The 25,776-nt window shown below is 73.2% G+C and carries 22 protein-coding genes and 1 pseudogene; 10 read left to right on the top strand and 13 right to left on the bottom strand.

What is annotated here, in order from left to right; all coding sequences use genetic code 11:
* The first annotated feature begins 121 nt into the window (after positions 1-121).
* Positions 122-679, top strand: a complete 558-nt coding sequence (locus OIB37_RS26540; protein ID WP_330460116.1) for an NADAR family protein — start codon at positions 122-124, stop codon at positions 677-679.
* A gap of 137 nt (positions 680-816) precedes the next feature.
* Here the strand turns inward: OIB37_RS26540 and OIB37_RS26535 are convergent, their stop codons facing one another.
* On the bottom strand, positions 817-1,515 hold the full coding sequence (locus tag OIB37_RS26535) for a DUF4190 domain-containing protein (RefSeq protein ID WP_330460115.1): 699 nt from the start codon (positions 1,513-1,515) through the stop codon (positions 817-819).
* 173 nt (positions 1,516-1,688) lie between these two features.
* On the opposite strand from OIB37_RS26535, the pseudogene OIB37_RS26530 reads away from it, so the two are divergent.
* Together OIB37_RS26530 and OIB37_RS26525 are read left to right on the top strand one after the other, a co-directional pair.
* Positions 1,689-2,832, top strand: a pseudogene (locus OIB37_RS26530) (adenosine deaminase).
* 28 nt (positions 2,833-2,860) lie between these two features.
* Positions 2,861-3,550, top strand: a complete 690-nt coding sequence (locus OIB37_RS26525; RefSeq protein ID WP_330460114.1) for a glycerophosphodiester phosphodiesterase — start codon at positions 2,861-2,863, stop codon at positions 3,548-3,550.
* A gap of 181 nt (positions 3,551-3,731) precedes the next feature.
* Here the strand turns inward: OIB37_RS26525 and OIB37_RS26520 are convergent, their stop codons facing one another.
* Positions 3,732-3,923, bottom strand: coding sequence for a hypothetical protein (locus OIB37_RS26520; RefSeq protein ID WP_330460113.1), 192 nt, complete (start codon positions 3,921-3,923; stop codon positions 3,732-3,734).
* A gap of 280 nt (positions 3,924-4,203) precedes the next feature.
* On the opposite strand from OIB37_RS26520, the gene OIB37_RS26515 reads away from it, so the two are divergent.
* The 5 genes from OIB37_RS26515 (at position 4,204) to OIB37_RS26495 (ending at position 7,990) form a co-directional block, all read left to right on the top strand.
* Positions 4,204-5,988: a sensor histidine kinase gene (locus OIB37_RS26515; protein WP_330460112.1), complete on the top strand. Its 1,785-nt coding sequence runs from the start codon at positions 4,204-4,206 to the stop codon at positions 5,986-5,988.
* 30 nt (positions 5,989-6,018) lie between these two features.
* Complete coding sequence (locus OIB37_RS26510) at positions 6,019-6,414, top strand: roadblock/LC7 domain-containing protein (RefSeq protein WP_330460111.1); 396 nt, start codon at positions 6,019-6,021, stop codon at positions 6,412-6,414.
* Positions 6,415-6,417: 3 nt separating this feature from the next.
* Positions 6,418-6,810, top strand: a complete 393-nt coding sequence (locus tag OIB37_RS26505) for a DUF742 domain-containing protein (protein WP_330460110.1) — start codon at positions 6,418-6,420, stop codon at positions 6,808-6,810.
* A complete protein-coding gene (locus OIB37_RS26500) occupies positions 6,788-7,372 on the top strand; it encodes a GTP-binding protein (RefSeq protein WP_330460109.1) in 585 nt (194 codons plus the stop codon). Before OIB37_RS26505 ends, OIB37_RS26500 begins: the two co-directional genes overlap by 23 nt.
* A gap of 69 nt (positions 7,373-7,441) precedes the next feature.
* A complete protein-coding gene (locus OIB37_RS26495) occupies positions 7,442-7,990 on the top strand; it encodes a GAF domain-containing protein (RefSeq protein WP_330460108.1) in 549 nt (182 codons plus the stop codon).
* Positions 7,991-8,036: 46 nt separating this feature from the next.
* Here the strand turns inward: OIB37_RS26495 and OIB37_RS26490 are convergent, their stop codons facing one another.
* Together OIB37_RS26490 and OIB37_RS26485 are read right to left on the bottom strand one after the other, a co-directional pair.
* Positions 8,037-8,561 carry a hypothetical protein gene (locus OIB37_RS26490; protein ID WP_330460107.1) on the bottom strand — a complete coding sequence of 175 codons (525 nt, stop codon included), beginning with the start codon at positions 8,559-8,561 and terminating at the stop codon, positions 8,037-8,039.
* Between the two features lie 87 nt (positions 8,562-8,648).
* A complete protein-coding gene (locus OIB37_RS26485; protein WP_330460106.1) occupies positions 8,649-14,528 on the bottom strand; it encodes a TIR domain-containing protein in 5,880 nt (1,959 codons plus the stop codon).
* A gap of 101 nt (positions 14,529-14,629) precedes the next feature.
* Between OIB37_RS26485 and OIB37_RS26480 the strand changes: the two genes are divergently transcribed.
* Positions 14,630-15,943 (top strand): SLC13 family permease, encoded by a 1,314-nt coding sequence (locus tag OIB37_RS26480; RefSeq protein ID WP_330460105.1) that lies wholly within the window; start codon positions 14,630-14,632, stop codon positions 15,941-15,943.
* 174 nt (positions 15,944-16,117) lie between these two features.
* Here the strand turns inward: OIB37_RS26480 and OIB37_RS26475 are convergent, their stop codons facing one another.
* The 3 genes from OIB37_RS26475 to OIB37_RS26465 are packed head-to-tail and all read right to left on the bottom strand — an operon-like array spanning position 16,118 to position 18,728.
* A complete protein-coding gene (locus tag OIB37_RS26475) occupies positions 16,118-17,077 on the bottom strand; it encodes an inositol monophosphatase family protein (RefSeq protein WP_330460104.1) in 960 nt (319 codons plus the stop codon).
* The gene (locus OIB37_RS26470; protein ID WP_330460103.1) at positions 17,061-17,726 is read right to left on the bottom strand and encodes a hypothetical protein; all 666 of its coding nucleotides are present in this window, start codon (positions 17,724-17,726) and stop codon (positions 17,061-17,063) included. Before OIB37_RS26470 ends, OIB37_RS26475 begins: the two co-directional genes overlap by 17 nt.
* A 39-nt stretch (positions 17,727-17,765) precedes the next feature.
* Positions 17,766-18,728 carry a hypothetical protein gene (locus OIB37_RS26465; RefSeq protein ID WP_330460102.1) on the bottom strand — a complete coding sequence of 321 codons (963 nt, stop codon included), beginning with the start codon at positions 18,726-18,728 and terminating at the stop codon, positions 17,766-17,768.
* Between the two features lie 237 nt (positions 18,729-18,965).
* Between OIB37_RS26465 and OIB37_RS26460 the strand changes: the two genes are divergently transcribed.
* Positions 18,966-19,523, top strand: coding sequence for a hypothetical protein (locus OIB37_RS26460; protein WP_330460101.1), 558 nt, complete (start codon positions 18,966-18,968; stop codon positions 19,521-19,523).
* A 124-nt stretch (positions 19,524-19,647) separates the two neighbouring features.
* Here the strand turns inward: OIB37_RS26460 and OIB37_RS26455 are convergent, their stop codons facing one another.
* The 6 genes from OIB37_RS26455 to otnK form a co-directional block, all read right to left on the bottom strand.
* A complete protein-coding gene (locus OIB37_RS26455; protein ID WP_330460100.1) occupies positions 19,648-20,400 on the bottom strand; it encodes a FadR/GntR family transcriptional regulator in 753 nt (250 codons plus the stop codon).
* 10 nt (positions 20,401-20,410) lie between these two features.
* The gene (denD, locus tag OIB37_RS26450; RefSeq protein ID WP_330460099.1) at positions 20,411-21,457 is read right to left on the bottom strand and encodes a D-erythronate dehydrogenase; all 1,047 of its coding nucleotides are present in this window, start codon (positions 21,455-21,457) and stop codon (positions 20,411-20,413) included.
* Complete coding sequence (gene otnI, locus OIB37_RS26445) at positions 21,454-22,257, bottom strand: 2-oxo-tetronate isomerase (protein ID WP_330460098.1); 804 nt, start codon at positions 22,255-22,257, stop codon at positions 21,454-21,456. The genes denD and otnI overlap by 4 nt, the downstream gene beginning before the upstream one ends.
* Positions 22,258-22,347: 90 nt before the next feature.
* A complete protein-coding gene (locus OIB37_RS26440; RefSeq protein WP_330460097.1) occupies positions 22,348-23,652 on the bottom strand; it encodes an MFS transporter in 1,305 nt (434 codons plus the stop codon).
* 137 nt (positions 23,653-23,789) lie between these two features.
* Positions 23,790-24,491, bottom strand: a complete 702-nt coding sequence (locus tag OIB37_RS26435) for a class II aldolase/adducin family protein (RefSeq protein WP_330460096.1) — start codon at positions 24,489-24,491, stop codon at positions 23,790-23,792.
* Positions 24,488-25,774: a 3-oxo-tetronate kinase gene (gene otnK / locus OIB37_RS26430; protein ID WP_330460095.1), complete on the bottom strand. Its 1,287-nt coding sequence runs from the start codon at positions 25,772-25,774 to the stop codon at positions 24,488-24,490. The genes OIB37_RS26435 and otnK overlap by 4 nt, the downstream gene beginning before the upstream one ends.
* Between the last annotated feature and the right edge of the window lie 2 nt (positions 25,775-25,776).

The raw sequence follows: 25,776 nt of genomic DNA, 5'->3' as shown, positions 1-25,776 counted from the left end.
GGAGCCAACAAGTGATTCCGTTGTTGCCTTTTGGTTACGCAACGGAATCTGTCGACCAGGTGTCGAGCCGACGGGGAAAAGGGCGGACGGAGTGTCAGTGGTGCGTGCCAGACTCGCGTGCATGGGGAAGATCAACGACCTTCGGACCCTGGTCGGGGCGGTCCAGGCGGGCGGCCGCGTCGAGTACCTGCACTTCTGGGGGCACCGGCCGCGCCCCGACGGCCGGATCGGCGCCGCCTGCATGAGTCAGTGGTGGCCGTCGCCCTTCGAGGTGGACGGCGTGGAGTACGCGACGGCCGAGCACTGGATGATGGCCGGCAAGGCCCGGCTGTTCGGGGACGCGGAGGCCGAGCGCCGGGTGCTGGCGGCGGCGCATCCCGCCGAGGCGAAGAAGGCGGGCCGGCTGGTGCGGGGGTTCGACGAGACGGTCTGGGAGCGGGAGCGCTTCGGGATCGTCGTCGAGGGCGGCGTCCACAAGTTCGCGTCGGACGACGCCCTGCGGGACTTCCTGCTCGGCACCGGGGAGCGGGTGCTGGTGGAGGCGAGCCCCGTGGACCGGGTGTGGGGCATAGGCCTCGCCGCCGACGACCCGGCGGCATCGGATCCCGGGCGGTGGCGGGGGCTCAACCTGCTGGGCTTCGCGCTGATGGAGGCGCGGGAGCGGCTCGGGGGCGCATAGGGCCTCACCGCACCTGAGGCTTCGAGATGGCGCGGCCGGGACTTCGGGGGGTACAGCTGTGCCCCGCTCGCACCGTGTGGGACCGGGAGTGAGCGGGGCGGCCTTACGAACCGGACGCGGCCTGTGTCGGGCCGGCGTCAGGCCTGCGTCACGGATACCGACGCGCCGGGCGCGGGATTGTCGTACGGGGCGAACGTCGTGTCCTGCCGACTTGTCGCCATCACGAAGGCGACGATCAGGGAGGTGATCACCGCGAGGCCGAGGACGATGCCGATGATGCCCGTGATGAAGCCGGTCTGGGCCTGTCCCCGGTTGGTGGCCTCACCGCGGTCGGCCAGCTTCTTGCCCTTCACGCCGAGGACCACGGCGACGACGCCGAGCACCACCGAGAACACGCCGTAGATGCAGAACACGCAGCAGGACACGATGCCCAGCACCATGGCGGTGACGCCCATGTTGTTGCGCGGGGGCGTCGGCATGCCGGACCAGCCGTAGCCCTGCGGGTAACCGGGGTAGCCGTACCCGCCGGGCGCCTGCGGAGCGCCCATGCCGGGACCCGAGGGCGCGACCGGCGGCGGGGGTACGGCGGCTCCGGCCGGCGCCTGCGCCGGAGGCGGGACGGGCGGACCGAAGCCGGGCGTCGGCATGGACGTGACGGTCTCGTGGTCGTGCACCGCCTGCGGCTGCACCGGCGGCTGCTGCGGGGCGGGCTGCCCGGGTATGTGGTCCTGCACCGGAGGCTGCTGAGCGCCCTTCTCCAGTGAGGTCTTGCTCTCGGGCGGCGCCCAGGGGTTGTCGAACCCCTTGCCCGCGTCCGGCTGCGTCCCGTCCGTCATTTCCCCATCCCCGTCCCTCGGTAGTCCCGACATGCTAAGGCCTGGGCTTCACACCTCGACGTCCCGGTCCCGGCGGCGCCACCAGCCCCGGAGTCCGGCCCCCGGCCCCGCTCCGCCCCGGCCGAGGGCGCGTCCGCCCCCGCCTAGGATGCTGGGGAGCCACCGATCAGCCGATCACCCGCGCCCGGGTCACGGACCACGAGTCCACGGGCGCCGTTTTCCGGGGAGGACCCCTTGACCGAGCGCAGCACCGAGATCAGCGCCGTGCCCGCCGCCGACGCGGCACACCGCGATCTGCACGCCTTCATCGCCGGACTGCCCAAGGCCGAACTGCACGTGCACCACGTCGGTTCCGCCTCCCCCCGCATCGTCTCGGAGCTGGCCGCCCGGCACCCCGACTCGAAGGTGCCGACGGACCCCGAGGCGCTGGCGGACTACTTCACGTTCACCGACTTCGCGCACTTCATCGAGGTGTACCTGTCGGTGGTCGACCTGATCCGCACGCCGGAGGACATACGGCTGCTGACGTACGAGGTGGCCCGGGACCTGGCGCGCCAGCAGGTGCGCTACGCCGAGCTGACCGTCACCCCGTTCTCCTCCGTCCGGCGCGGCATCGAGGAGAAGGCGTTCATGGACGCGATCGAGGACGCCCGCAAGGCGGCCGAGGCCGAGTTCGGGACCGTGCTGCGCTGGTGCTTCGACATCCCGGGCGAGGCCGGGCTGGAGTCCGCCGAGGTGACGGCCCGGCTGGCCACCGACGACCGGATCCGGCCGGAGGGCCTGGTGTCGTTCGGGCTCGGCGGCCCCGAGGTCGGCGTGCCCCGGCCGCAGTTCAAGCCGTACTTCGACCGGGCCATCGCGGCCGGCCTGCACTCCGTCCCGCACGCCGGTGAGACGACCGGTCCGCAGACGGTGTGGGACGCGCTGACGGACCTGCGCGCGGAGCGCATCGGACACGGCACCAGCTCGGCCCAGGACCCCCGGCTGCTCGCCCACCTCGCCGAGCACCGCATCGCGCTGGAGGTCTGTCCGACCTCGAACATCGCCACCCGCGCGGTCCGTACCCTCGACGAGCACCCGATCGGGAAGTTCGTCGAGGCGGGCGTGCTGGTCACGATCAACTCCGACGACCCGCCGATGTTCGGCACCGACCTGAACAGCGAGTACGCGGTGGCCGCCCGTCTGCTCGACCTGGACGAGCGGGGTGTGGCCGCTCTGGCGAAGAACGCCGTCGAGGCGTCCTTCCTGGACGCTGCGGGCAAGGCCAGGATCGCCGCCGAGATCGACACGTACACGGGCGCCTGGCTCGCCCGCTGACCGGGCGGCCCCGGCCACAATGGGGTCCATGCAGACCGTGACTGCCGTGGCCCACCGCGGCGACCCCTACCGCTTCCGCGAGAACACCCTCGACTCGCTGCGTTCGGCCATCGCCCGGGGCGCGGACGCGGTCGAGATCGACGTACGGCTCACCCGCGACGGCGTCCCCGTGCTGCTGCACGACGAGACGCTGAAGCGGTTGTGGGAGGTCGACCGGCCGCTGCGCGCGCTGTCGGCCGAGGAGGTGCGCGGGCTCACGGGCGGCGGGGTGCCGACCCTGGCCGAGGCGCTGGCCGCGACGGAGGGGGTCCGGGTGATGGCGGACCTGTGCGGCGGGGTCGACCGCCGCACCGTCGAACAAATCATGGACGTGGTGGTGGAGGGCGGGGGCCGGGACCGCGTGTACTACTGCGCGGGGGCGGAGGCCATGCTGGCCGTCCGCGCCGCCGACCCGGCCGCCGAGATCGCCCTGACCCGTACCACCGTGGCACCGCCCCGGCCCGCGCTCCTCGACGTGGTGCGACCCCGCTGGCTCAACTACCGCTTCTCCCTGGTCGACCGGGACCTGGCGACCCGCGTCCACCACGCCGGCTACCTGCTGTCGGTGTGGACCCCGGACACCCGCCGCTCCATGCGCCGCCTGCTCGACCTGGGCGTCGACTCCATCACCACGAACCGCGTCGGCGCACTGCGGGCGCTGCGCTCGAAGGACGCGTAGGCAGGGGCTGTCCTCCGGGTACGGCACCGGGCAGCGGGCAGCGGGCAGCGGGCAGCACATAACGCGCAGCGGACCCCGAGTCCGGTACCCGTCCGTTGCGCGGTCCGGGCCGTCCGGGTCACCGGCCTGTCGGGCGGTCGGGCGGTCGGGCGGTCACCGGCCTGTCATGCGGGTCAGGCTGTCACCCGCGGCCTGCCGGACCGTCGGTGCGCGCGTCGTCGATCCGTTCGCCCTCCGCCTGGGACGGTTCGGTCCTGAGGACGTCCGGGTGCGGCGCGACCGCCGTGCGCTCGCCCACCTCGTCGCGCTCGCCCTCGGCCTGCGACGGCGTACGCGCGTACCAGGTGTCCTGATCCGAGGCTCCGGCTTCCATGACGGACCTCCTTCGTCGCTCACCTCCATGGTCCACCTGCGCGCGCGTCCCGGCGAGACAGGTCCTCGGCGCGCGGGACATCGTGGACCACGCGTGAGGACACGGTGGACCACTCGTGCATCAGGGGATCCGGCTCGGCCCGGGATCACCCGATCTGATAAACCATTGCCCACGACGTAACTGCTCGTGACGCGAACAGTCGTTGCCTGTAACGTGCCTCGCACACTTCTGGCCTGCCGGCCCATACGCACCAGGGACTGTGATGCAGGAACCTTCGACGTTGCCCGCACACGCTCCGCGCCGCACGGCGGCAGTCGACCCCTCGCATGTGCATGCCGCGGACAGTGGCATACCCGGGCTCGGCAGCGCGGTCGCGCGCCACATCGTGCTTCTCACGGTGCTGCCCGCCGTACTGGTCGCACTCACCGGAGCGGCGGCCGGCGCGCTTCTGTTCGCCGTGGGCGCGGACCGCGTCGGCGGGAGCGCCTTCTGGATCCTGCTCACCGGCACCCTGCTGATCGTCTGCGGGATCCTGACGAGCGCGGCGCTGCTGGCCTTCACGAAGGCACGCGCCCTGGGGCTGCGGCATGCCGAGGTGAGCGCTCTCGCGGCGCGCGGGCAGGCCGAAGCGGCCGAGCTGGCCGAGCTGCGAAGGTATTTCGACCGCAGCAAGGCGATGCTGGAGCACCGCGGGAACCAGGGCGCCCCGCTGTCGGAGCAGACGCGGGACGCTCTGGACCGGCTGGGGGACAAGATCGCGTCCGCTCAGCAGGCCACCGAGGCGGCGGCGCGGGTCCCGGCTCCCGAGGCCGGGGCGGCGGAGCCGGCGGCGTCCGCGCACGACGAGCGGCACTTCGAGGTCTTCGCCAACATGGCCCGCAGGCTCGAGTCGCTGGTGCACCGCGAGATCGGTCTGCTGGACGAGCTGGAGAACGAGGTCGAGAACCCGGACCTGCTCAAGGGCCTGTTCCGGGTGGACCACCTGGCCACCCGCATCCGGCGCTACGCCGAGAACCTGGCCGTGCTCGGCGGCGCCGTCTCCCACCGCATGTGGACGCAGCCGGTCAGCATGGCCGACGTGATGCGCTCCGCCGCCGCCGAGGTCGAGAGCTACGCGCGGGTCAAGATGGTTCCCCCGGTGGAGGGGACGGTGAACGGGCACGCGGTCGTCGACGTCGTCCACCTGCTGGCCGAACTGGTCGAGAACGCCACGGTGTTCTCGCCTCCCCACACCCAGGTGCTGCTGCGCGCCGAGCACGTCCCGGCCGGGCTCGCGATCGAGGTCGAGGACCGCGGTCTGGGCATGACCTCGGCCGAGCGCAACCAGATGAACTCCCTGCTCGCCGGGCCCGACGGGGTCGCGCTCGGCGAACTGCTCAAGGACGGCCGGATCGGTCTGTACGTGGTCTCGGCGCTCGCCCGGCGGCACGGCATCGTCGTACAGCTCCAGAACAACGTCTACGGCGGCACCCAGGCCGTCGCCGTACTGCCGCCCGAACTGCTCGGCGGACAGCAGGCGGTGACGGGAGCGCAGCGGCAGCCGGACGCCACCCCCTCCGCCTCTCCGCCGGCCCGGCCGGCTCCCGCCCCCGCTCCCGCCCCCGCCCGTCCGGCGCCCCGACGAGCCGAGCCGGACGCGGACTTGGACCGTGACGCGGAGAACGGCCGCCCGTCGCTGCCCAAGCGCCGGCGCCAGGAGAACCTCGCGCCCGAACTGCGGGAGTCCGCCGGCGAGGAGGCCGCGCGCACGGACGCGCCGGAGACGGAGATCGCGCACGATCCCGGCCTGATGGCTGCCTTCCAGAGCGGTGTACGCCGGGCCGAGGAACCCGGAGGGGCCGAGACGGCCCGACCGCCCGAGGAGACCGAAGCGCCCGAGGCGCCCGAAGCGGGCGGAGAAGGCGGCCGGGCGGGTGAGACCCGGGAGGCGGGGGAAGCGGGAGAAGCGGGAGAGACGGAAGAAGCCGACGCCGCCGGCGCCACCGTGCCCGCCGACGCCACCGTGTCTGTCGGAGGCTCCGTGTCCGTCGGCGGCTCCGCTCGACCGGGCCCGGGTTCCCAGTAGTTGTACGTCATCGAGGAGAAGTAGGCGATCGTGGTGAGCGAAGATCTTTCCTGGCTGTTGAGCGGCCTTCTGCAGCGCGTCCCGCACACGCGCAGCGCGCTGCTGCTGTCCTCCGACGGGCTCGTGATGGCCGCGGACGGACTGGACACGGACGCGGCGGACCACCTGGCGGCCCTGTCCAGCGGCCTGTACTCGCTGGCCCGCAGCGCGGGCAAGAAGTTCGACGACGGCGGAGACGTGCGCCAGATCGTGACCGAGCTCAGCAGCTCGCTGCTCTTCGTCTCCGCGGCCGGGCAGGGTGCCCTGCTGGCCGTGCTCGCCGGCTCCGACGCGGATGTGGCCGTACTCGGCTACGAGATGACCATGATGGTCAAGGGGGTCCGCAGCCACCTCGGGGTCGCTCCACGGCAGTCGGTGGGGCAGTGAGCGATGCCCCACGCGCCGGGGGACCCGGAGAGGCCGCCGCTCGACGACGCCGTCGGACGGCTGGTCCGGCCGTACACCGTCAGCGAGGGACGCACCGAACCCACGCGCCACTTCGACCTGATGACCATGGTGGTGGCCACCGGTACGGCCCTGCGCAGCGACCTCGGGCTGGATCACACCCAGGTGCTGGACCTGTGCCGGGCGCCGGTGACGGTGGCTGAGATCGCGGGCCTCACCCGGATGCCGGCGACGGTGATCAAGGTGTTGCTGTCCGACCTGGCCGAGCGTGGCGCGATCGCCACCCGGCCTTTCGACCTGGCTGTGCGGGGGACGACTTCGGCCCCCGATCTGGAACTTCTGGAGGCGTTGCGGGATGGGCTCCTCAAACGGCTCTGAGACACCCGGTGCCCGATCCCTGCCGACGGGGATCAAGATCGTGGTCGCCGGTGGTTTCGGAGTCGGCAAGACCACCTTCGTGGGAGCGGTCAGTGAGATCCCGCCGCTGAGCACGGAGGAGCTGCTGACCGAGGTCAGCGCTGCCACGGACCGGCTGGACGGCGTGGAGAAGAAGGCCACCACCACGGTGGCCATGGACTTCGGCCGGATCACCCTCGACCCGGAGCACGTTCTCTATCTGTTCGGCACGCCCGGGCAGGAGCGCTTCTGGTTCCTGTGGGACGAGATGTCGGCCGGCGCGCTGGGCGCGGTCGTCCTCGCCGACACCCGCCGGCTGGAGCACTCCTTCGCGGCGGTCGACTTCTTCGAGGGCCGCGGGATCAGCTTCGTCGTCGCGGTCAACGAGTTCGACGGGGCGCACAGCTACACGCCGGAGGAGGTGCGGACCGCGCTGGACCTCAAGCCCGACGTGCCGGTGGTGCTGTGCGACGCCCGCGTGTCGAGCTCCGGCATCCAGGTCCTGCTCGGGCTCGTGCAGCATCTGATCACTTCCAGCATCTGACCATTTCAAGGAGTGCCCATGTCAGCGAGGGTGTCGAGAACCCCCTTGGGAGGGGAGCCGGGGATAGGCATGCGTCATCTCCTGCTCCCCCCGCAGGACCCCGAGGCCCAGGCCCGAGCACGCCGGCTCCGGGAACTGGGCATCGAGGCCGAACCGGTCCCGGAGTACGACGCGTTCGCGCGCGAGCTGGCGAGGCGCACCGGTGGCTGCTACGCCGGGGTCAACTTCTTCGTCGACGAGGACCGCCAGTACTTCGCCGGCCTCTACAGCGCGGCCTCGGACACGACCGTGGAGCTGGCCTCCCCGCTGCTGGAGGACCCGGTGCCCGGCCGGGTGATGCCGCGCGACCTCGACATCGGCTTCTGCCCGCACGTGGTCAGGCGGCGCAAGGCCCTGGTGCTGGACGACGTCCGTGACTTCCCGCGCTTCGCCGGCAACCACGTCGTCGACGCGATCGGCATCCACTCCTACCTGGGCGCCCCGCTGATCGACAGCACGGGCACGGTGCTGGGCACGATCTGCTCGGTCGACCAGGACCCGCACGCCTGGGGCCACGAGGGGCTGGAGATCATCAAGTCGATGGCCGCGGAGCTGGTGGAGCGCATCGAGCGCCGGTAGCGGGCCGCGGCGCCCTCGTCGGCCTCACTGGCCTCGGCGGCCGGTTTCAGGCGGCGGACGCCGCGGCGGACGCCGGCACGCCGATCGCCTCCAGGCGCTTGATCTTCCTCCGTACGACGTGGAGCGGGATCACCCCGAACACCCCGAACGACATGTCGATCAGGCTCCACCAGAAGGGGATTCCGCGGAGGGGGCCGCAGATCAGCGCGAGCGGGATGATGCCGGCGCAGGCGATCATGGCGAACTCGACGACCCAGATGTTGCGGACCGGGTCACGGTAGGGACCGTAGAAGGCGACCGCGATGACGAGGTGGGCGAAGGCCAGCCAGTCGGTGCCGTAGAGCAGGAACGGGTAGTCGGTGTCCGCGGTGTCGAGGCCGTCCCGTACCCGGGTGATCCAGGCCATCAGCCCGGGCAGGTGGTCGGGCACCGAGACCGCCCGCAACACGCTCTCGGTCCAGCGCAGTTCATGGACGAGCGGGAAGGCGGTGGCACCGCTGAGCGCGAGACACGCGACGAAGAGGACCAGCCAGACGCGAATGCCCTTGAGCAGGGCGGCTCTTTCGCTCATGGCACGAGCGTACGCCTTCAATTGAACGCGTTCAAAACCCTTTCCGGTCTCCCCTTCACCGCGGCTCCGCCGGCCCCCTCCTCCCCTTCACCCCAACGCCTCGTCCAGCGGCACCTGCCTCAACCCCGGCAGGTGTCCGTCGAGTTCGCCCGGCTCGAAACGGCACATCCCCACCGCGTGCCAGAACTCGCCGGTGACGTCGCCCTCGTACTTGTAGCCGCCCGAAGGCGACAGCGCGGCCCAGCCGCCGGGCAGGCCGACCAGGGTGGCGCGGAGGGTGGGCGGGGCGTCGGCGGGTACGTCCCAGAGCCGGACGGTGCCGTCCTCGCCGCCGCTGGCGAGGAGCGAGCCGTCGGGGCTGAAGACGACGGCGAGGACGCGGCCGGTATGACCGGTGAGAGCGGCGGTCTCCTGGCCGGTGCGCGGATTCCACAGGCGGACGGTGCGGTCGTCGCCCGCCGTCGCCAGCAGGGGACGGATCGGGTGCGCGGCGGCGGTCCACACCTTGCCGGTGTGCCCGGTCAGCCGGTGGGCGACCGCGCCGTCGCGCCAGATGACCGCGTCGCCGTCCCAGGAGGCGCTGGCCAGCCAGGAGCCGTCGGGCGCGAAGGCCACGGCGTACACGCGGTCGGTGTGGCCGTCGAGCACGGCGGTGATCCGGCGGGCGGCCACGTCCCAGATCCGCACCCTGCGGTCGTCGCAGCCGGTGGCGAGGACCGCGTCGTCGGAGCGGAAGGCGATCGCGCGGACACGGCCGTAGTGCTCGGTGACGGTGGCGACGTGCGCGCCGGTGCCCCGGTACCAGAGCCGTACCGTGTCGTCGTCGTTGGCGGTGGCGAGCAGTTCGCCGTCGGCGCTGAACGCCTCGGCCCACACGTGGTCCGTCTCGGCGTCCAGTTCGCGCTGGTACTCGCCGGTGGCCGCGTTCCAGAGGTAGATGTCGCCGTCGCTGCTCGCGGTGGCCAGCAGGGGTCCGGCGGGGCCGAACGCGGCGGAGACCAGGCGGTCGCTCTGGCCGGTGAGTTCACGCAGGCGCCGGCCGGAGGCGGAGTGCCATACGCGCACCACGCCGTCGTTGCCGCCCGCCGCCAGCATCGAGCCGTCGGCGCTGAAGGAGAGCGTGCCGATGCGGCGTCCGTGCCCGCGCAGGATCCGCCTGCCCTGACCGGTGGACGAGTCCCAGAGCCGTACGACGCCGTCGTTGCCGCCGGTCACCAGCAGCGGGCCGGTGCCCGGGGCGGGTGCCCCGCCGTGCGGCCGGAACTTGCACACCCAGACCGAGCCGCGGTGCTCGGCGGGCTGCCGGCCGATCGGCACCGCGACCGGGTCGCCCCGCTGGTCGATCCGCCACAGCCGGACCACGCCGGCGCTGTCCCCGGCGGCCAGCAGTGTCCCGTCGGGGTCGAAGAGCACCTGGTAGACGGCGCCGCGGCAGCCGCCGAGCAGCCCGGCGCTCGTCCCGGTGTCCAGGTCCCACAGCCGCACCTCGCCGTCGGTGTCGCCGCTGACCAGGTACCGGCCGCCGGGGTGGAAGTCCAGGGTGTAGACGCGCCCGGAGTGGCCGGTGAACTCGTGCCGGAGGGTGCGGGTGGCGACGTCCCACACGCGGACGGTGCCGCCCTGCCGGCCGTCGCCCCGGTCGCCGGTGGCCAGCAGGGTGCCGTCCGGGCTGAACCGCGCCCGGTACACGGCGCCGCGGTGGCCGGGGAGTTCACCGGTCCGCCGGCCGGTGGTGAGGTCCCACAGGCGTACGGCGGTGGTGGCGTCCCCGGTGACGAGGACGCGGTTGCCGGGTCCGAACGCCACCGTGTAGACGGGCGCGGTGTGTCCGGGCAGCCGGTGCAGCCGCCGGCCGGTGGCGGGGTCCCAGACGGTGACCACCCCGTCGGCGTCGCCGGTGACCAGCAGCTGTCCGTCGTCGTCGAGGGCGACCGGCCAGACCCCGCGCGGATGGATGTCCAGCCGGTGCCGGCAGCGCCCGGAGACCGGGTCCCACAGCCGTACGGTGCCGTCGGCGCTGCCGGTGGCGAGCACCCGTTCGCGGAACTTCACCGCGTAGACGCGGCCGGTGTGGCCCTCCAGGGTGCGCAGGGCGACGCCGGTGTCGGCGTCGCAGACCAGCACGCCGCCGTCCTCGCTGCCCACGGCGAGCAGTTCGCCGTCGGGGCTGTAGGAGATGGGCTCGGGCAGCCGGCTGGTGCGCATGTCGAAGCCGTACGGCACACCGACCGCGGAGGGCCTGAAGCCGGCGTCGACGGCCATGCCCGGGGCGGTGGCGGCGACGGCCAGTTCCGGGCTCTCCCCCGCCGGCCCGGTGGTCGCCGAGATCAGGGCCGCCCGCCGCCACCGGCCGCCCTCGACCCGGGCGCCGGTCAGGTCGGTGCGGATCAGCCGGGCCCGCCGCAGGTCGGCGCCGCGCAGGTCGGCGCCGGTCAGATCCGCGCCGTCCAGCCGGGCGCCGGTGAGCCGGGCGTGCCGCAGGACGGCTCCGGAGAGGTTGGCGCCGACGAGGCGGGCGTCGGTCAGGTCGGCGCGGGTGAGGTCGACCCCGGAGAAGTCGCGGTGGGACAGGTCCTCGCCGGCCAGGGCGGCGCCGCGCAGATCGGTGTGGGCGGGCACGCGTAGCCGGGTGAGGAGCTTCACGGCGTTGACCCGGCCCACCTCCTCGCCCCCGGCGGGCGCCTCCGCCTCGTCGCCGGAGCCGCCGAGCCGCGCTGCGGCCCACGCCTGGCAGACCCGGTGGTCGGCGAGGTCGCACAGGAACTCCACGGCCAGCTGGCCGAGTTGGCGCCGGGTCAGCAGCGAGTCGTCCCCGGCGGTGAGCCGCACCGCGCACTCGCGGGCGACCAGCCACTCCACCACCGAGCCGTGGATGAACCGGAACAGCCCCTCGTCGCTGCGCACCAGCAGGCTGCCGGACCCGATGGCGTGCGCGGTCTGCGGCACCGACAGCCGGGTGCCGGCGAGCCCGGTCAGGGTCTCGGCGACATCGGTCAGCTCGTCGAGGCGCAGCGACTCCTGTCCGCTCTCCCACAGCCGCAGGGCGAGCGCGGTGACCGCGTGCCACAGCTGGTCCAGGCTGAGCCCGGGGGCCCGGCCGGGGCCACCGCCGGCGCGCTGCTCCTCGAAGCCCAGCCAGGCGGTGAGCACCTCCTGGTAGAGACCGGCGGGGCTGAGCGCGCGGCCCGCTCCGGCGACCGCGCGCAGCTGGTCGTCGTCGAGGTCGGCGACGAAGCCGAGCAGCCGGGGGTTGCGGCACAGGGCGAGCAGGTCGGGGATGGCGTCGAGGAGCCGCAGCCGGCGGTCGGCGGCCGGCTCGTCGCCGTCGTACCGGTTGACCAGGTAGGCGTGGATCTGCCGCTGGGTGAACTCCTGCACGGCGAGCACCCGCCGGTGCGGGAGCAGGCCGACGCGTTCGCCGAGCGCGGTCAGCACCTGCCCCTGGGAGCGGAAGTGCTGGGTGCGGCTGCTGACCACGATCTTGGCGCTGTCGACGGCGGAGTCCAGCAGCACCTGGAGGCGTTCGGCGGCGCGGTCGTACGTGACCTGGGTGACGAGTTCGTCGAAGCCGTCGAAGAGGAGCACGATCCGGCCCTGCTGGAGCATGTAGCGGAAGGCGCGCAGGTCGATGTTGTCGACTCCGTGGGCGGCGAGGTGGGCGGCGACGAGACCCTCGAAGGAGTAGGCCCGGTCCAGGGAGCTGAGTTCCACCAGCAGCGGGACGAGGTGCGGGAGTTCGCCGGGGATGCGGCGGGCCAGCTCGCGCAGCGCGAAGGTCTTGCCGTGCCCGAAGTCGCCGAGGAGCAGCAGGAAACGGCCCTGGTCGGAGTCGAGGAGGCGCAGCATCTCGTCGACCAGTCCGTCGCGGTCCTCGGCGTCGAGGCGCTCCACTTCGCGGTACCGCTGCGGCAGGTACATGCCCGGGGGGTAGCGGGGGTCGGTGCGCAGCCGCTCGCTCTGCCCGTCGACGTATCCGCGCAGGTCCAGCAGGCCCTGGAACTCGGTGAAGCTGCGCACCCGGACCCCTCTGCGGCGGGCCCCGTCGCGCAGTTCGCGGGCGGGCGGCGGCCCGTCGTGGACGAGCTCGGCCTCGGTCTCGGAGTCGGCGGCGTGGACGAGGGCCACGAAGCGGTCGATGTCCGGTGCGCTGGGCGTGCCGGTGTGGACGGCGACCCGCTGCTGCCGGACGAACCCGGACTGGCTCCAGGTGACGAGGAGTTGGGGCACGGGCCCCTCGACCTTGCGGATCTGGGCGCCTTCGTGACGGGTGCGGCAGACCTCGGCGACCCGGGCGAGCAGCACCTCGGCCGGCGTCTGTACGGCGCGCGGCTCGGGCTCGGGCCGCGGCGGCCCGTCCGCCTCACCCCCGGGGGCGGTGCCGTCCGGCCCTTCGGTGTCCTCCGCCCCGAAGGCCCGCTCGGCCCGCCGCCACCGCACCGGACGGCGCTGCGGCTCTCCGGGGCCCTGCCAGGCGGTGAGGCCGTCACGGCTGATCCGGAGCAACTGGTGCCGGCCGGGCCCCGGGGCGCCGATCACCGGCACCTCGCCGGCGGCGGTGGTCAGGGCGGGCGGCGCGCCGGGCCCGGTGGGACCGTGCAGCAGCAGGTGCAGCCGCGGCGCGGTCAGCCGGGTGAGCACGTCGGTGTCGCGCAGCGGCCCGGCGCCGTCCGGGGAGGTGGCGGCGCGGCGCGCGCCCGCCGGCCCGGCGGTGCCGGGCGCGTGACGCAGCACGCCGACGCGCAGCCAGCCCTCGGCCTCGTGCGGGCGCAGCGCCTGCGCGAACCAGGCGGCCTGCTCGGGTCCGACCAGGCCGTACTGGTCGTCGCGGCGGTGGCTGTACGCCATCGAGGAGTTCAACCCGGCGATCACGGTGCGCAGTTCGGGCACGGGGAAGAGGGTCCACGGCTGATCGCTGTCGAAGACCACGTCGAGGCCCTGGTACAGCTCCTGGAACAGCCCCGCGAAATGCCGCCACTTGGGCCAGTAGGGCGGCCGGGGCGGCATCTCGTCGGCCTCGCAGGTGCTGAAGTAGGCCTGGCAGGCTGCCTGGTTGACGTCCTGGCCGCCGGGGACGAGGGCGACCCGGTGCGGTTCGAGGCCGAGCAGCGCGCGCAGTCCGGTGAGGAAGGACAAAGCCTGCTCGAACTCCCGCCGGCTGCCGCTCGCGGTGAGGTCGCCGGTGACCACCAGCAGGTCGGGCGCGGGCGCGCCGGCGTCGGTGAGCTCGACCAGGTCGCCCCAGATCGCCGCCTGCAACTCGGCGGGTTCCTGCCCGCGCCCGAAGGCGGGCCCGGCGAGGTGGAGCACGGTGACGGCGGCACGCTCCCGGTCACTCTGACCGGTGGCCTTCGGGTACGAGGGCGAGGCCGCGGGTCTGCGCCGCCCGGCCCAGCCGGGCCGGCCGAGCGGTCGTCCGGGGGACGGCACGGAGGGCAGGGTGGGCACGGAGGGCACGGAGGGCGCGTTCGGCGCGGCCGCGGGTCCTCCGCCGCCGGGGTAGCCGGGACGCAGCGCGGGCCTGGCCCGGCCGTCGACGGCCTGCCGGACACGGGTGAGCAGCAGCTCACGGGCGGCGGCGGGGTCGGTGACCGGGACCAGGTCGACATAGGTGATGGTGGCCAGCAGGCCCTCCACCGGGATGTCCTCGACCCGCACGGTGAGCAGCCGGCGCTCCGGGGCGTCCGGGTCGGCGCGCAGGGCCGCCTGCCACTCCATACGGCCGTACCGGGAACGCTCGTAGTTCCGGGAGAGTACGGCGATGACGGCGGCGGACTCGCTGACGCCGCGGTCCATGAAGTCGACGAAGTTCGTCCCCGGCACGAAGTCCCAGGCTTGCAGGACCGTGCGGTATCCGGCCTCCTCCAGCGTCCACGCTATCCACGACGCCCAGCGTTCGTCGGCGGGCGAATAGCTGATGAAGAAGTCCAATGGCCCGGTGTCCCCCGGGATGATCTGTCGAGCCACCATGGTTCCATGATGCCGTGAGAAGAGAGGACGATACCGGCCGTTTCCAGGCGTTCGAGAGTGGCCCGGGCACAGAACAGCACGCGTGTGCGACCCTTCCAACCGTGCGTTTCTTCCTCCGTCTGCATGTGCTCGACCGGGTGGCGATCGGTCTGCTGGCGATCGGCCTGCTGTGCGTGGCGACCGGTCTGCTGCCCACCGGGCAGGCCTCCGACGCGATGATCCGGATCGCCCCGCTGCTGGCGTTCCTGGGCACGGTCATCGTGCTGGCCGAACTGACCAGCAGGGCCGAGGTGTTCGACGTGCTGGCGGTGCGCGTGGCCCGGGTGGGGCGGGGCAGCTATCCCCTGCTCTTCCTGCTCTGCGTGGCCTTCGCCTCCGTCACCACCATCGCCCTGAACCTGGACACCACCGCCGTCCTGCTGACCCCGGTGATGCTGGCGCTCGCCTCGCGGGTGGGCATCGCGCCGGTGCCGCTGGCGATGACCACGGTATGGCTGGCCAACACCGCGAGCCTGCTGCTGCCCGTCTCCAATCTCACGAACCTGCTGGCCGCGAACCGGGTGGCGCTGTCACCCGTGGGGCTGGCGGGCCGCATGTGGGCACCGCAACTGGCGGCGATCGTGGTGACGATGGCTTGTTTGTGGCTGTTCTTCTGGCGCGAGGGCAGGCGCGGGGCTCCGGATGCGCCGGACATCCCGGCCGCGGACCGGTCCGGGGCGGTCGCCGTACCGGCCCCGGGCCCCGGCGCGGCCCGCACCGCCGACGGTCCCCGCACCGCCGACGGGGGCGCGAACAACGCCGGGCGCTACACGCCCCCCGAGGCGCACCGGGCCGCCGATCCGGTGCTCTTCCGTGCCTGCGCGCTCGCCTGCGCCGGCTTCCTGCTCGCGATCCTGGTGGCCGACGTACCCCTGTGGATGGCCTCCGCGACGGCCGCGGCCGTCGTCGTGGCCGCCTTCGTGTTCCGCGACCGGGCCGCCCTTCGCCTCTCCCTCATCCCCTGGCGGCTGCTGGTGATGGTCCCCGGCATGTTCCTCGTGGTGGAGGCGGTGAACGCCCACGGCCTGCACGATCTGCTCGCGTCGGCGATCGGCGACGACGGCGGCACCCTCGGCCTCTTCCGCGCGGCCGCCGTCGGCGGCGGCCTCTCCAACGTCCTCAACAACCTCCCTGTCTACCTCGCCGGCGAGGCGGCCGTCCCCGTCGCCAACCACGACCAGCTCCTCGCCCTGCTGATCGGCACCAACGCCGGTCCGGTGATCACCCCGTGGGCCTCCCTGGCGACGCTGCTCTGGTACGAGCGGTGCCACGCGTACGGGGTCCGGGTGCCGGTGGCACGGCTGATGGGCACCGGAGCGGTGCTGGCCGTGTGCGCGGTGGCGGCGTCGGTGGGAGCACTGGTGCTGACCCGGTAGGGCCGCCCAGGGGCCTGCCGCACGCTGACGAAGGCCCCGTCGAAGGCCCCGTCGAACGCCTGGGCCGCGCAGGCCGGGTCCCGGGCCGCTTCGGATGCCCGCTGATTCCGCGCCCCTCGCGCCCGGCGCCCCGCGCCCGGGTCCCTCCTCGTGAGGGAGCCGGGCGGCTCCGCTTCACGGGAAGGGCCTCGGCGGCAGGTCTCCGCCCAAGGGCCCGGCCCCGCGGGACCTGTCGGGCCGGTGGCCGCCGTGCGGATGTCCGGCGGTGCCGGGCGGGTACGGGCCGACCCCGGACCTGGCGACCAGGTCGAGGAGGTGCGGCAGTGCCTCCGGGCGTCCGGCGACGAAGGAGCGCCCGGTGTCCGGGCCGCCGAAGCCGCCGTCGAACTCGGTGCCGTCCAGGTGCCGCAGGGCGGCGCCGGCCTCGCGGGCGAGGAGGGCACCGGCGGGGAGGTCGATCGCCTCGGGACGGTAGCCGACGAAGCCGTCGATCTCGCCGCGGGCGAGCATGGCCCAGGCGACCAGCGGGGCCCAGAGCTGGAGCAGCCGCCGGGAGTGCAGCTCCAGGGTGTGCTTGAGGGCGCGGCACGTGGGGTCGTCGCGCGCGACGGCGTGCCCCTGGGTCCAGGCCAGCAGGGGTCCGGCGGCGGAAAGCGGCTGCCCGGCGGGCGGGCCGAGGCGGCCGTCGGGGCCGTGCGCTCCGCCGCCGCGCAGGGCCGACCAGGTGCGGGTGGTCGTCGGGTCGTGCACCACGCCCAGCATCGGGGCGCCGTCCACGCACAGGGCGATGCCGACGACGTAGACCGGCAGGCCGATCACCACGTTGTTGCTGCCGTCGAGCGGATCCACCAGCCAGGTGCGGTCGCCGTCGCCGCCGCCGTCGAGCTCGCCGGACTCCTCGGCGAGGATGCGGTCGTGCGGGAAGTGCCGCCGGATGCGGTCGACGACGATCCGCTCGGCCGCCAGGTCCAGGTCGGTGACCACATCGCCCCGTTCGCCCTTGGGCCGGGCGGTGAAGCCGTCGGGGAAGCGGGACCGCAGGAGCGCCCCGGCCTCCTCCGCGGCGGCCACCGCCGTACGGTGCTCGGAGGCGAAGCCGGCCGAGGGGGGCTCGGGTTCAGGGTTCGGGCTCATGGATCCTCCTGAGGGCGGCCCGAGCGATCCGGGCGGTCTCGGTCGCGTCGCAGGCCCGGCGGACCATGCGGTGTCCGGGGGCCGTCGGGGGGCCCAGGGAGAGGTCCACCCGGCCGGGCAGGGCCCGGCCCAGCACCAGGGTGGCGGTGGGACGGTCGTCCGGCACCACGGTGGTGTGGAACCGGCCCGCGGCGAGGGCGTAGGTCTGGCCGCGCCCGCTGGTCTGCTCGGCGCCGGGCCGCAGGCGCACCAGCCGTGCGGTGGGCCGGAGTTCGTCCACCCCCGAGGGATCGCTGAACACCTCGAAGACCCGGTGTGTGGGCGCGTCTGTCATGTCGTCCACGTCCACGCGCCGGTTGCCGAGCCGGCCGTACAGCACGGTGCTGAGCAGGTCCCAGCTGTGGCAGTGCACTTGGGAGGCAGCTTCGGCCGACGCCTCCTCTCCCGCCCCGGGTTCACCGAAGACGTGCACGCAGGCCCCGTCGTCGCCGTCCCGCAGGATCGGCAGACAGACGAAGCCCAGGGGATGGCGCACCGCGCGCAGGGCGCTGCGGCCCGAGACGATCCGGTCCAGTTCCGATACGGCGTGTCGTGTCAGCTCGGCGGCGGCCTGCCGCCGGGCGGCCCGTTCCAGGGCGGGGTAGTCCATCGTGTCCCCCTGCGGCCTGCCTCGGCCGGAACACGGCGTTCACCCGCGGTAGGGGTTCTCCGCGCGGAGCGCCTTGTCGATGATGTCGCCTACGTCACGGTCGGTGAAGCTCGCCGGCAGCGGCAGGCCGAGCCGGTCGAGCAGGCGTCTCACCTCGTCGACGGTGGGCTCGTCGCTCAGCGGTACGGCCTCCCGCAGGTCGAGCTTGACCGCCTGTTCCCTGCTCTGGTGCAGCTCGGTGACGTAGTAGTCGTACAGCGGCCGGTCCCGCTCGACGTACAGGCTGACCCGGCGCGGATCGTCCTGGGTGATGATCAGACAGGTGTCGGAGAGGTCGAAGCGCAACGCCGGTGCCACCGAGGAGAGATGGATGTCGATCTCCAGGGTGTCCAGCCGCTGCCGGTGCCAGGCGGCGGCGACGACGGTGGCGTACGACTCCTTGCGGGTGCGCTCGGTGCTCCACTCCGCGAAGTCCGTGACGTGGTCCTGCCCGAAGGTGCGCCGGAAGCGGGCGTAGGCGGCGCACACCCGGTCGTCCGCCGGGTTGACGATGTCGATCTTCACGCTGAGGAAGCGGCGCTGGCGCTGCGCCTCCAGGACGCACTCGGGCAGGGTGACGGCGCGCAGGTAGGTGCCGGTGCCGCCCTTGAACACCCAGCGGGTGGTGTTGCGCCGTGCCCGCTCGTGCGCGAGGGCGACCTCGGGACCGGACAGGGTGCGCACCATCGCCAGGTCCTCGATGGCGCGGCTGGTGCCCGCCGTCGCGTCCTGGATGTCGGCCGCGCGCCGGCGGCGCTCGGTGAGCGAGCCGTAGACCAGTGCGGCGAGGACGAGGAGGGTGGCACCGGAGACGATGCCGGAGTCCATGTCCTGGTTGAGGACGTCCATGATCGCGACCGTCAGGGCGACGGCGATCGCGATGACACCGTCCGCGTTCCTGACCGCCCAGGCGATCGAGTCCTCCAGCCGGCGCCCGGCCCCTTGCGGTGTCCTGCGTGTCACGCCCACCCTCCCCCGACGGTGGCTTCCATCGTAGGGCCGTCGGCACGCGCGCAGCCATGCGGAAAATGGCCTTCACCACAACCTTGATCCCCACAGGTGGGTCACAGACATGACGTCACATCACCAGGCTCTGGCGGATGGGGACTTGACACTCCGCGGGCCTGGGCCCCGATGGCACAGGCCGGGCCGGGCGGGGGGCTCGCCCTGCCGTCGTCCGCCCTACTCCCAGGAGGACCGTTGTCCCCCACTCCATCGTCCACGCGCGCCCGACTCGGGCTGGCGGTCTCCCTCTTGCTGCCGACCGCCTTCCTCGGCGCGTGTTCCGTCCTCGGCGGCGAGGGCTGCCACGGCACGGACCCCGAGCTGAAGCGGCTGGCGGCGCAGCCGCTGTTCGACGCGGCGCCCGCCCGCGCCACCGCGCCCGCCAACTACCGCGGCGTGGGCGTGACCACGGGGTGCGACGACGACAGCAGCGGAAAGCCCTGGCTGAGGGCGGACCGCGTGTACACCTTCGCCGGGGAGCGCGGCGACGTCATCGCCCACTACGCCAAGGTAGCCCGGGCTCAGGGCTGGGCGTTCGAGCACGACCCCTCCCCCGACGCGTCGTCGGCCACCGTGGAGGGAGCCTGCTGGACCAGGACCGAGAAGGGCCGGCACCTGCTGCTGAACGTCGACTTCAGGCCTGACGGCGCCTCGCCCGCGCCCGAGGCGGGTTCCGGGATCCTCTACTGGGTGTCGGTCGGCACCACGCCGGACGGCAGCGACGTGGACGGCGAGGTCACCTGCTGGCACTAGGTGTATTGCCCTGTGAGGTGGTGTCCGCGAAGCGGCGTCGGCGCCCGCAAGTCGGGCGGGACTTCGCGGACACGGTCCAGGTCCCGTCGGGCGGCCGGGTGCGGGTGACGTGGCTCTCGGGCCGTCAGGTGGCCGGTCCGAGGTCCACGTCCAGGTCCCCGTTCTCCGTCCAGAACCCGGCGTCCGCGTCCTGCAGCCGGGCCTCGGCGTGCCGCAGGTGGAGGCGGGCCGCGGCGTGGGCGCCCTCGGGGTCGCGGGCCTCGACGGCGGCCAGGATGGCGTGGTGCTCCTGCCGTACGGCCTCGATGAAGTCGCCGCGCCGGGCCTCGTTCGCGCGGGTGACGCGGATGCCGCCGCGGGCCACCTCGCCGAGGTAGCGCACGGTCGAGACGAGGACGTCGTTCCCGGTGGACTCGGCGATGGAGCGGTGGAAGGCGAGGTCCTCGTCCACGCCGTCGCCGCCGGCCGCGACCGCCGCGTCCAGCGCGTCCAGCGCCTGCCGCATCCGGTCGAGGCCGTCCGGCGTGGCGCGGGTGGCGGCAAGGGCGGCCGCCTCCCCCTCCAGGGCCGAGCGGACCTCGACGATCTGCAGCACCTTGGACTTGGTGCCGAGGGACTCCGCCTCCAGGTCGAGCGGCCGTGCGCGCCGGGGCAGCACGAAGACGCCGAGGCCCTGACGCGGCTCGACCAGACCGGCGTTGCGGAGCCGCGACACGGCCTCACGGATGACGGTCCGGCTGACGCCGAGCTGCTTGACCAGCTCCACCTCGGTCGGCAGTTTGCCGCCCTCGGCGAGCCGCCCGGACTCGATCTCCTCCGCGAGGATCGCGGCGACCCGGTCCGCGAGCCGTACGGGACCGCTCACCTTGGAAAACATGCTTTTCAGTCTATCGATCCGCGCTCGGGCGGCCCGCTGCGAGCGCGGTGACGGCGGTCACCGCGTCGCCGTGGCCGGCGATGTAGTCCCGTACGACGGACTCGAAGTCCGGGTCGGCCGTCAGTCCGAGCGTGGCGGCGCGCGCGTTGTCGAAGTCGGCGGGCCAGGAGCCCACGATGGCCTCGACGGCGGGCGCGGGCGCGACCGTCACCAGGTCGGCGACGGTGTCACCGGCCACCTGGCGCAGCGTGTCCAGCATCTCGGCGACCGAGACCGTGAGCGCCGGCAGGTTGACCGGGATCAGGCCGTCCAGCAGGCCGGGTCCGCTGCCGCGCTCGGCCTGGGCGACCTTGAGGATGCCCTCGACCGTGCGCCGGGGCGAGGCCAGGGCGACGCGCAGGGCGGGGTCGACGGGGCAGACGGCGGGCAGACCGGCCAGCGGCTCGCGGACGACGCCGGACAGGAAGCCGGACGCGGCGGCGTTCGGCTTGCCCGGCCGGACCGACACGGTCATCAGACGGGCCACGCGTCCGTCGACGAAGCCACGGCGCGTGTACTCGGCGACCAGCTGCTCGCAGACGAACTTCTGGACGCCGTAGCTCGACCGTGGCGTCGGCAGGGTGGCCTCGCTGACCACCGGCGGCAGCGGCAGCGCCGGGTCGGAGCCGTATACGGCGACGCTGCTGGAGAACAGCAGCCGTACCGTCGGGCCGCCGGCGGCGAACTGGGCGCGGGCCGCTTCGAGCAGTGCGCGGGTGGTGTCGACGTTGGCGCTCATGCCGAGGTCGAAGTCCGCCTCGCACTCGGCCGACACGGCGGAGGCGAGGTGGATCACGGCGTCCACGGGCTCGGCGAACAGCTCGCCGAGGCGGTCGGTCAGATCGCCCTGTACGACGTCCACGAGCGGGTCGGCGGCGAGCGGCGACTCCTGCGGTACGAACAGGTCGGCGAGGACCAGCCGGTCGATCGGCACACCGCGGAACGTCCGCGTCCGAAGCAGCCGCTCGGCGACCTGCCGGCCCAGGAAGCCGAAGCCACCGGTGATGACGATCCTCATGCGTGTGCTCCTCGGTAGTCGTTCAGCCAGCCGAGACCCTCGCTCGTGCCGGCGCGGGGGCGGTATTCGCAGCCGATCCACCCCTCGAAGGCCAACTCGTCGATCACGTCGAAGAGATGGCGGATGTTCAGTTCGCCCGCGTCGGGTTCGTGACGGTCGGGTACGCCGGCGATCTGGAGGTGGCCGACCCGGCCGGTCGGCAGGTCGCGGCGCAGGGCCGTGGTGAGGTCGCCCTCGGTGATCTGGCAGTGGTACAGGTCGAGTTGGACCTTGAGGTTGCCTGCCCCCAACTCCCTCACGACAGCGTGGGCTTCGGCCTGCCTGTCGAGGAAGTAGCCCTGCATGTCACGGTGGTTGATGGGCTCGATCAGGATGTCGACGCCGGCCGCCGCGGCCCGCTCGGCGGCCCAGGCGAGGTTGGCGAGGTAGGTGTCGCGGTGCCGGGCCGCTTCGACGGGCGTGGCGCCGGCCGGCAGCAGCCCGGCCATGACATGGATCCGGGGGCAGTCGAGGACGGCCGCGTACTCCAGGGCCCGCTCGACGCCGGCGCGCGTCTGCGCCTCGCGGCCGGGCAGTGCGGCGGTCCCGCGCTCCCCCGCCTCCCAGTCCCCGGCAGGCGCGTTGAACAGCACCTGCCGCAGACCGTGTTCGTCGAGCAGACGGCGCAGCACGGCGGCGTCGTACTCGTACGGGAAGAGGTACTCGACGGCGTCGAAGCCGTCCGCCGAGGCCGCGGCGAAGCGGGCGGGGAAGGGGTGCTCCGTGTACATCATGGACAGGTTCGCTGCGAACCTCGGCATGGTGACTCCTGGGACTGCTGGGACTGCTGGGACTGCTGGGAGGGTGCAGCGGGACCGGATCCGCACATCCGGTCCCGCTGCCGACGCCGGTCAGCGGTTGACGACGTCCTTCTTGGTGGCGAGTACGGCGGCGGCGCCGACGACGAGGCTGAGCGCCAGGACGTACATCGGTATCGCCGCCGAGCCGGTGCTGTCCTTGAGGGCGCCGATCATGTACGGGCTGACGAAACCGGCCAGGTTGCCCACGGAGTTGATGACGGCGAGGCCGGCCGCGGCGGCGGTGCCGCCCAGGAAGGCGGTGGGCAGCGACCAGAACAGCGGGGCGCAGGTCAGCACACCGGCCGCGGCGAAGGACAGCGCGACCAGCGACAGCACGGTCGAGCCGGACCAGGAGGCGGCCAGCGAGAAGCCGACGGCGCCCATCAGGCTCGGGATCACCAGGTGCCAGCGGCGCTCGCGGCGCATGTCGGCCGAGCGGCCGAACAGGTTCATCGCGACGAGGGCGGCCAGGAACGGCACCGCGCTGAGGACGCCGATGGCGAAGTTGCCCTTGATGCCGGTGGACTCGACGAAGGTGGGCATCCAGAACGTCAGCGCGTACTGGCCCATGATGAAGCAGAAGTAGATGAGGCTCATCAGCCACACCTTGGGCTCACGGAAGGCGTCCAAGACCTTGCCGTGCACCGTCTGGTGCGTGGCGTCGGCCTCGAGGGCGCGCTCGACGACGCTCTTCTCCTCGTCGGTGAGCCACTTCGCGTCGCGCACCCCGTTGTCGAGGTAGAACAGCGTGGCCACGCCGACGATGAGCGCCGGAACGGCCTCCAGCGCGAACATCCACTGCCAGCCCTGCCAGCCGCCCACGCCGTGGAAGGCGTCCAGGATCCAGCCGGAGAGCGGGTTGCCGAAGATGCCCGCCACGGGGATGGCCGACATGAACATCGCGATGACGCGGGCCCGGCGGTAGGAGGGGAACCAGTAGGTGCAGTAGAGGATGACACCGGGGTAGAACCCGGCCTCGGCCGCGCCGAGCAGGAACCGGAGCACGTAGAAGGACTTCTCGCCGGTGACGAACACGAACGCCGCCGAGACCACGCCCCAGCTGATCATGATCCGGGCGATCCAGGTACGGGCGCCGACGCGCTGGAGCAGCAGGTTCGAGGGGACCTCGAAGAGGAAGTACCCGATGAAGAACAGCCCGGCACCGAGGCCGTACGACGCCTCGCTGAACCCCAGGTCGTCGGCCATCTGCAGCTTGGCGAAGCCGACGTTGACGCGGTCGAGGTAGGAGACGATGTAGCAGAGGACGAGGAACGGGACGATGTGCCGTACGACCTTGCGGAAGACGGCGTTCTCGCGGGTGAGGTCGACTTCGGTGGCGACCGCGGGGATGGACATGACGAATCCTTAGAGCGGCTCAGGGGGATTCTCGGGCGGGGACGGGTGCGGCGGGGTCGAGGGCGGGGGACGGGTGCCGCGTCACCGGGGCGGGGACGCGGGCGGGACCGGGCGGGTGAGCCCGGCGGTGGAGCGGCTCACCACGCCGCGCCGAACACTGACCGCAGTTCGGCGAGGGCGGAAGCGGGCAGCGGATCGGGCCGGCGCTCGGCGAGGAGCCACAGGCGTGCCGTCTCCTCGAGTTCTTCGAGGACGGCGAGCGCGGTGGCCGCGTCGGGCCCCCAGACCACGGGACCCAGCCGTTCGAGCAGCACGGCCCTGATCGGCGTGCCGTCGGCCGCGCGTTCGGCGATGCGCTCGGTCACCAGGTCGGCCACGCGCGGGTCGCCGGGCCGGTGGTAGGGGATGAGCGGGACGTGTCCGACCTTCATCACGTAGTACGGCGTGATCGGCGGGAGCACGTCGTCCCGGCTCCACACACCGGCCAGGGTGAGCCCGACCAGGTGCGTGGAGTGGGTGTGCACGACGAAGCGGGCCGTGGGGTCGGCGTCGTAGATGCGCCGGTGCAGCGTCAGGGTCTTGCTGGCACGGTCGCCCGCGATCTGCTCGCCCTCCGGGCCGACCAGCGCGAGCCGGCCGGGTTCGAGGAAGCCGAGGGCGGCGTCGGTCGGGGTGATCAGGTGACCGTCGCCCACCTTGGCACTGATGTTGCCGGCGCTGGCGTGGACGTACCCGCGGGCGAACAGGCTCGTGCCCACCCGCACGATCTCGCGCCGCGCCTCGTCCACGGCGTGCTCGGGGCCGGTCAGGACGTCCACCGCGTGGTCGGGGCCGGTCACGACGCCTCCAGGAGGGCGAACGACTCGGAGAAGAAGCCGGGGCCGCCGAAGTTCCCGGACTTGAGCGTGATGTGCAGCGTGTCCCCGTCGGACAGGGTCGCCGCGCACCAGGGCACGCCGGGGTCGATCTGCGGACCGATCCGGAGTCCGGTGATGCCGAGCGCCTGGACGACCGCGCCCGAGGTCTCTCCGCCCGCGACGACGAGCTGTCGCACCCCGCGCTCCACCAGCCCCTGGGCGACCCGGGCGAGGGTCCGCTCCACCAGCTCGCCGGCCTCGGCCGCGCCGAGCCGGCCCTGGACGTCGCGCACCGCGTCGGGCGTCTCGGTGGAGTAGACGAGGACGGGACCGTCGGCGAGGTGGGCGTCGGCGAAGGCCAGGGCCTCGCCGGCCACGTCCTCGCCGGCCGCGATGCGCAGCGGATCCACGCTGAACGCGGGCCGCCCACTGTCCAGGAACTCCCGGACCTGCCCGTTCGTGGCCACGGAGACCGACCCGGAGACCACGGCCCGGTATCCGCCGGCGGGCGGCAACTGGGCAGCGGCGGCGGACGACTTGAGTCCCCAGTTGGCGGGGAGCCCGATGGCCAGCCCCGAACCGGCGGTCACCAGGGGCAGTTCACGGACGGCCTCGCCCAGGCGCACGAGGTCGTCGTTGGAGACGGCGTCGACGACGGCGAGCCCGACACCCTGCTCCCGCAGCTCGCCGATGCGGGCCCGGATCGTGTCCGCTCCCCCGGCGACGACCGTGTGATCGACGAGCCCGACCGTCCGCGTGGTCTGCGCGCCGAGGACCGCCACCAGGTTGGAGTCGGTCATCGGCGTGAGCGGGTGATGCCGCATGCCGCTGTCGCTGAGCAGCACGTCACCCACGAACAGGTGGCCCTTGAAGACCGTGCGTCCGTTGTCGGGGAACGCCGGGGTCGCGACCGTGAAGTCGGTGCCGAGCGCGTCCATCAGGGCCTCTGTGACCGGGCCGATGTTGCCGGCCGGCGTCGAGTCGAAGGTCGAGCAGTACTTGAAGTAGATCTGCTCGGCGCCCGTGCTGCGCAGCCAGGCCAGCGCCCGCAGCGACGCCTCGACGGCGTCGGCGGCCGGCACGGTGCGCGACTTGAGCGCGATGACCACGGCGTCCGCGTCCCGCGCCTGCCGGGCGGCCCGCTCGTCGCCGTCGTCCGGTACGTCGATCAGCTGGACCACGCGCATGCCCGCACGCACCAGGTTGTTCGCCAGGTCCGTGGCGCCCGTGAAGTCGTCGGCGATGCAGCCGAGTCGGATTCCCATGT

The sequence above is a fragment of the Streptomyces sp. NBC_00820 genome, from assembly GCF_036347055.1.
In the GTDB taxonomy this organism is placed as follows: domain Bacteria; phylum Actinomycetota; class Actinomycetes; order Streptomycetales; family Streptomycetaceae; genus Streptomyces.
Note: the sequence above shows the minus strand (reverse complement) of the source record. Positions and strands in the feature narration are given on the sequence as shown.

Excerpts from the sequence above, each read along its gene's own strand:
- OIB37_RS26495 (WP_330460108.1), top strand. The coding sequence starts at position 7,442 with ATGCGTCATCTCCTGCTCCCCCCGCAGGACCCCGAGGCCCAGGCCCGA.
- OIB37_RS26505 (WP_330460110.1), top strand. The coding sequence starts at position 6,418 with ATGCCCCACGCGCCGGGGGACCCGGAGAGGCCGCCGCTCGACGACGCC.
- OIB37_RS26535 (WP_330460115.1), bottom strand. The coding sequence starts at position 1,515 with ATGACGGACGGGACGCAGCCGGACGCGGGCAAGGGGTTCGACAACCCC.
- OIB37_RS26540 (WP_330460116.1), top strand. The coding sequence starts at position 122 with ATGGGGAAGATCAACGACCTTCGGACCCTGGTCGGGGCGGTCCAGGCG.
- OIB37_RS26455 (WP_330460100.1), bottom strand. The coding sequence starts at position 20,400 with ATGTTTTCCAAGGTGAGCGGTCCCGTACGGCTCGCGGACCGGGTCGCC.
- OIB37_RS26470 (WP_330460103.1), bottom strand. The coding sequence starts at position 17,726 with ATGGACTACCCCGCCCTGGAACGGGCCGCCCGGCGGCAGGCCGCCGCC.
- OIB37_RS26440 (WP_330460097.1), bottom strand. The coding sequence starts at position 23,652 with ATGTCCATCCCCGCGGTCGCCACCGAAGTCGACCTCACCCGCGAGAAC.
- otnI (WP_330460098.1), bottom strand. The coding sequence starts at position 22,257 with ATGCCGAGGTTCGCAGCGAACCTGTCCATGATGTACACGGAGCACCCC.
- OIB37_RS26485 (WP_330460106.1), bottom strand. The coding sequence starts at position 14,528 with ATGGTGGCTCGACAGATCATCCCGGGGGACACCGGGCCATTGGACTTC.
- denD (WP_330460099.1), bottom strand. The coding sequence starts at position 21,457 with ATGAGGATCGTCATCACCGGTGGCTTCGGCTTCCTGGGCCGGCAGGTC.
- otnK (WP_330460095.1), bottom strand. The coding sequence starts at position 25,774 with ATGGGAATCCGACTCGGCTGCATCGCCGACGACTTCACGGGCGCCACG.
- OIB37_RS26500 (WP_330460109.1), top strand. The coding sequence starts at position 6,788 with ATGGGCTCCTCAAACGGCTCTGAGACACCCGGTGCCCGATCCCTGCCG.
- OIB37_RS26520 (WP_330460113.1), bottom strand. The coding sequence starts at position 3,923 with ATGGAAGCCGGAGCCTCGGATCAGGACACCTGGTACGCGCGTACGCCG.
- OIB37_RS26490 (WP_330460107.1), bottom strand. The coding sequence starts at position 8,561 with ATGAGCGAAAGAGCCGCCCTGCTCAAGGGCATTCGCGTCTGGCTGGTC.
- OIB37_RS26525 (WP_330460114.1), top strand. The coding sequence starts at position 2,861 with ATGCAGACCGTGACTGCCGTGGCCCACCGCGGCGACCCCTACCGCTTC.
- OIB37_RS26475 (WP_330460104.1), bottom strand. The coding sequence starts at position 17,077 with ATGAGCCCGAACCCTGAACCCGAGCCCCCCTCGGCCGGCTTCGCCTCC.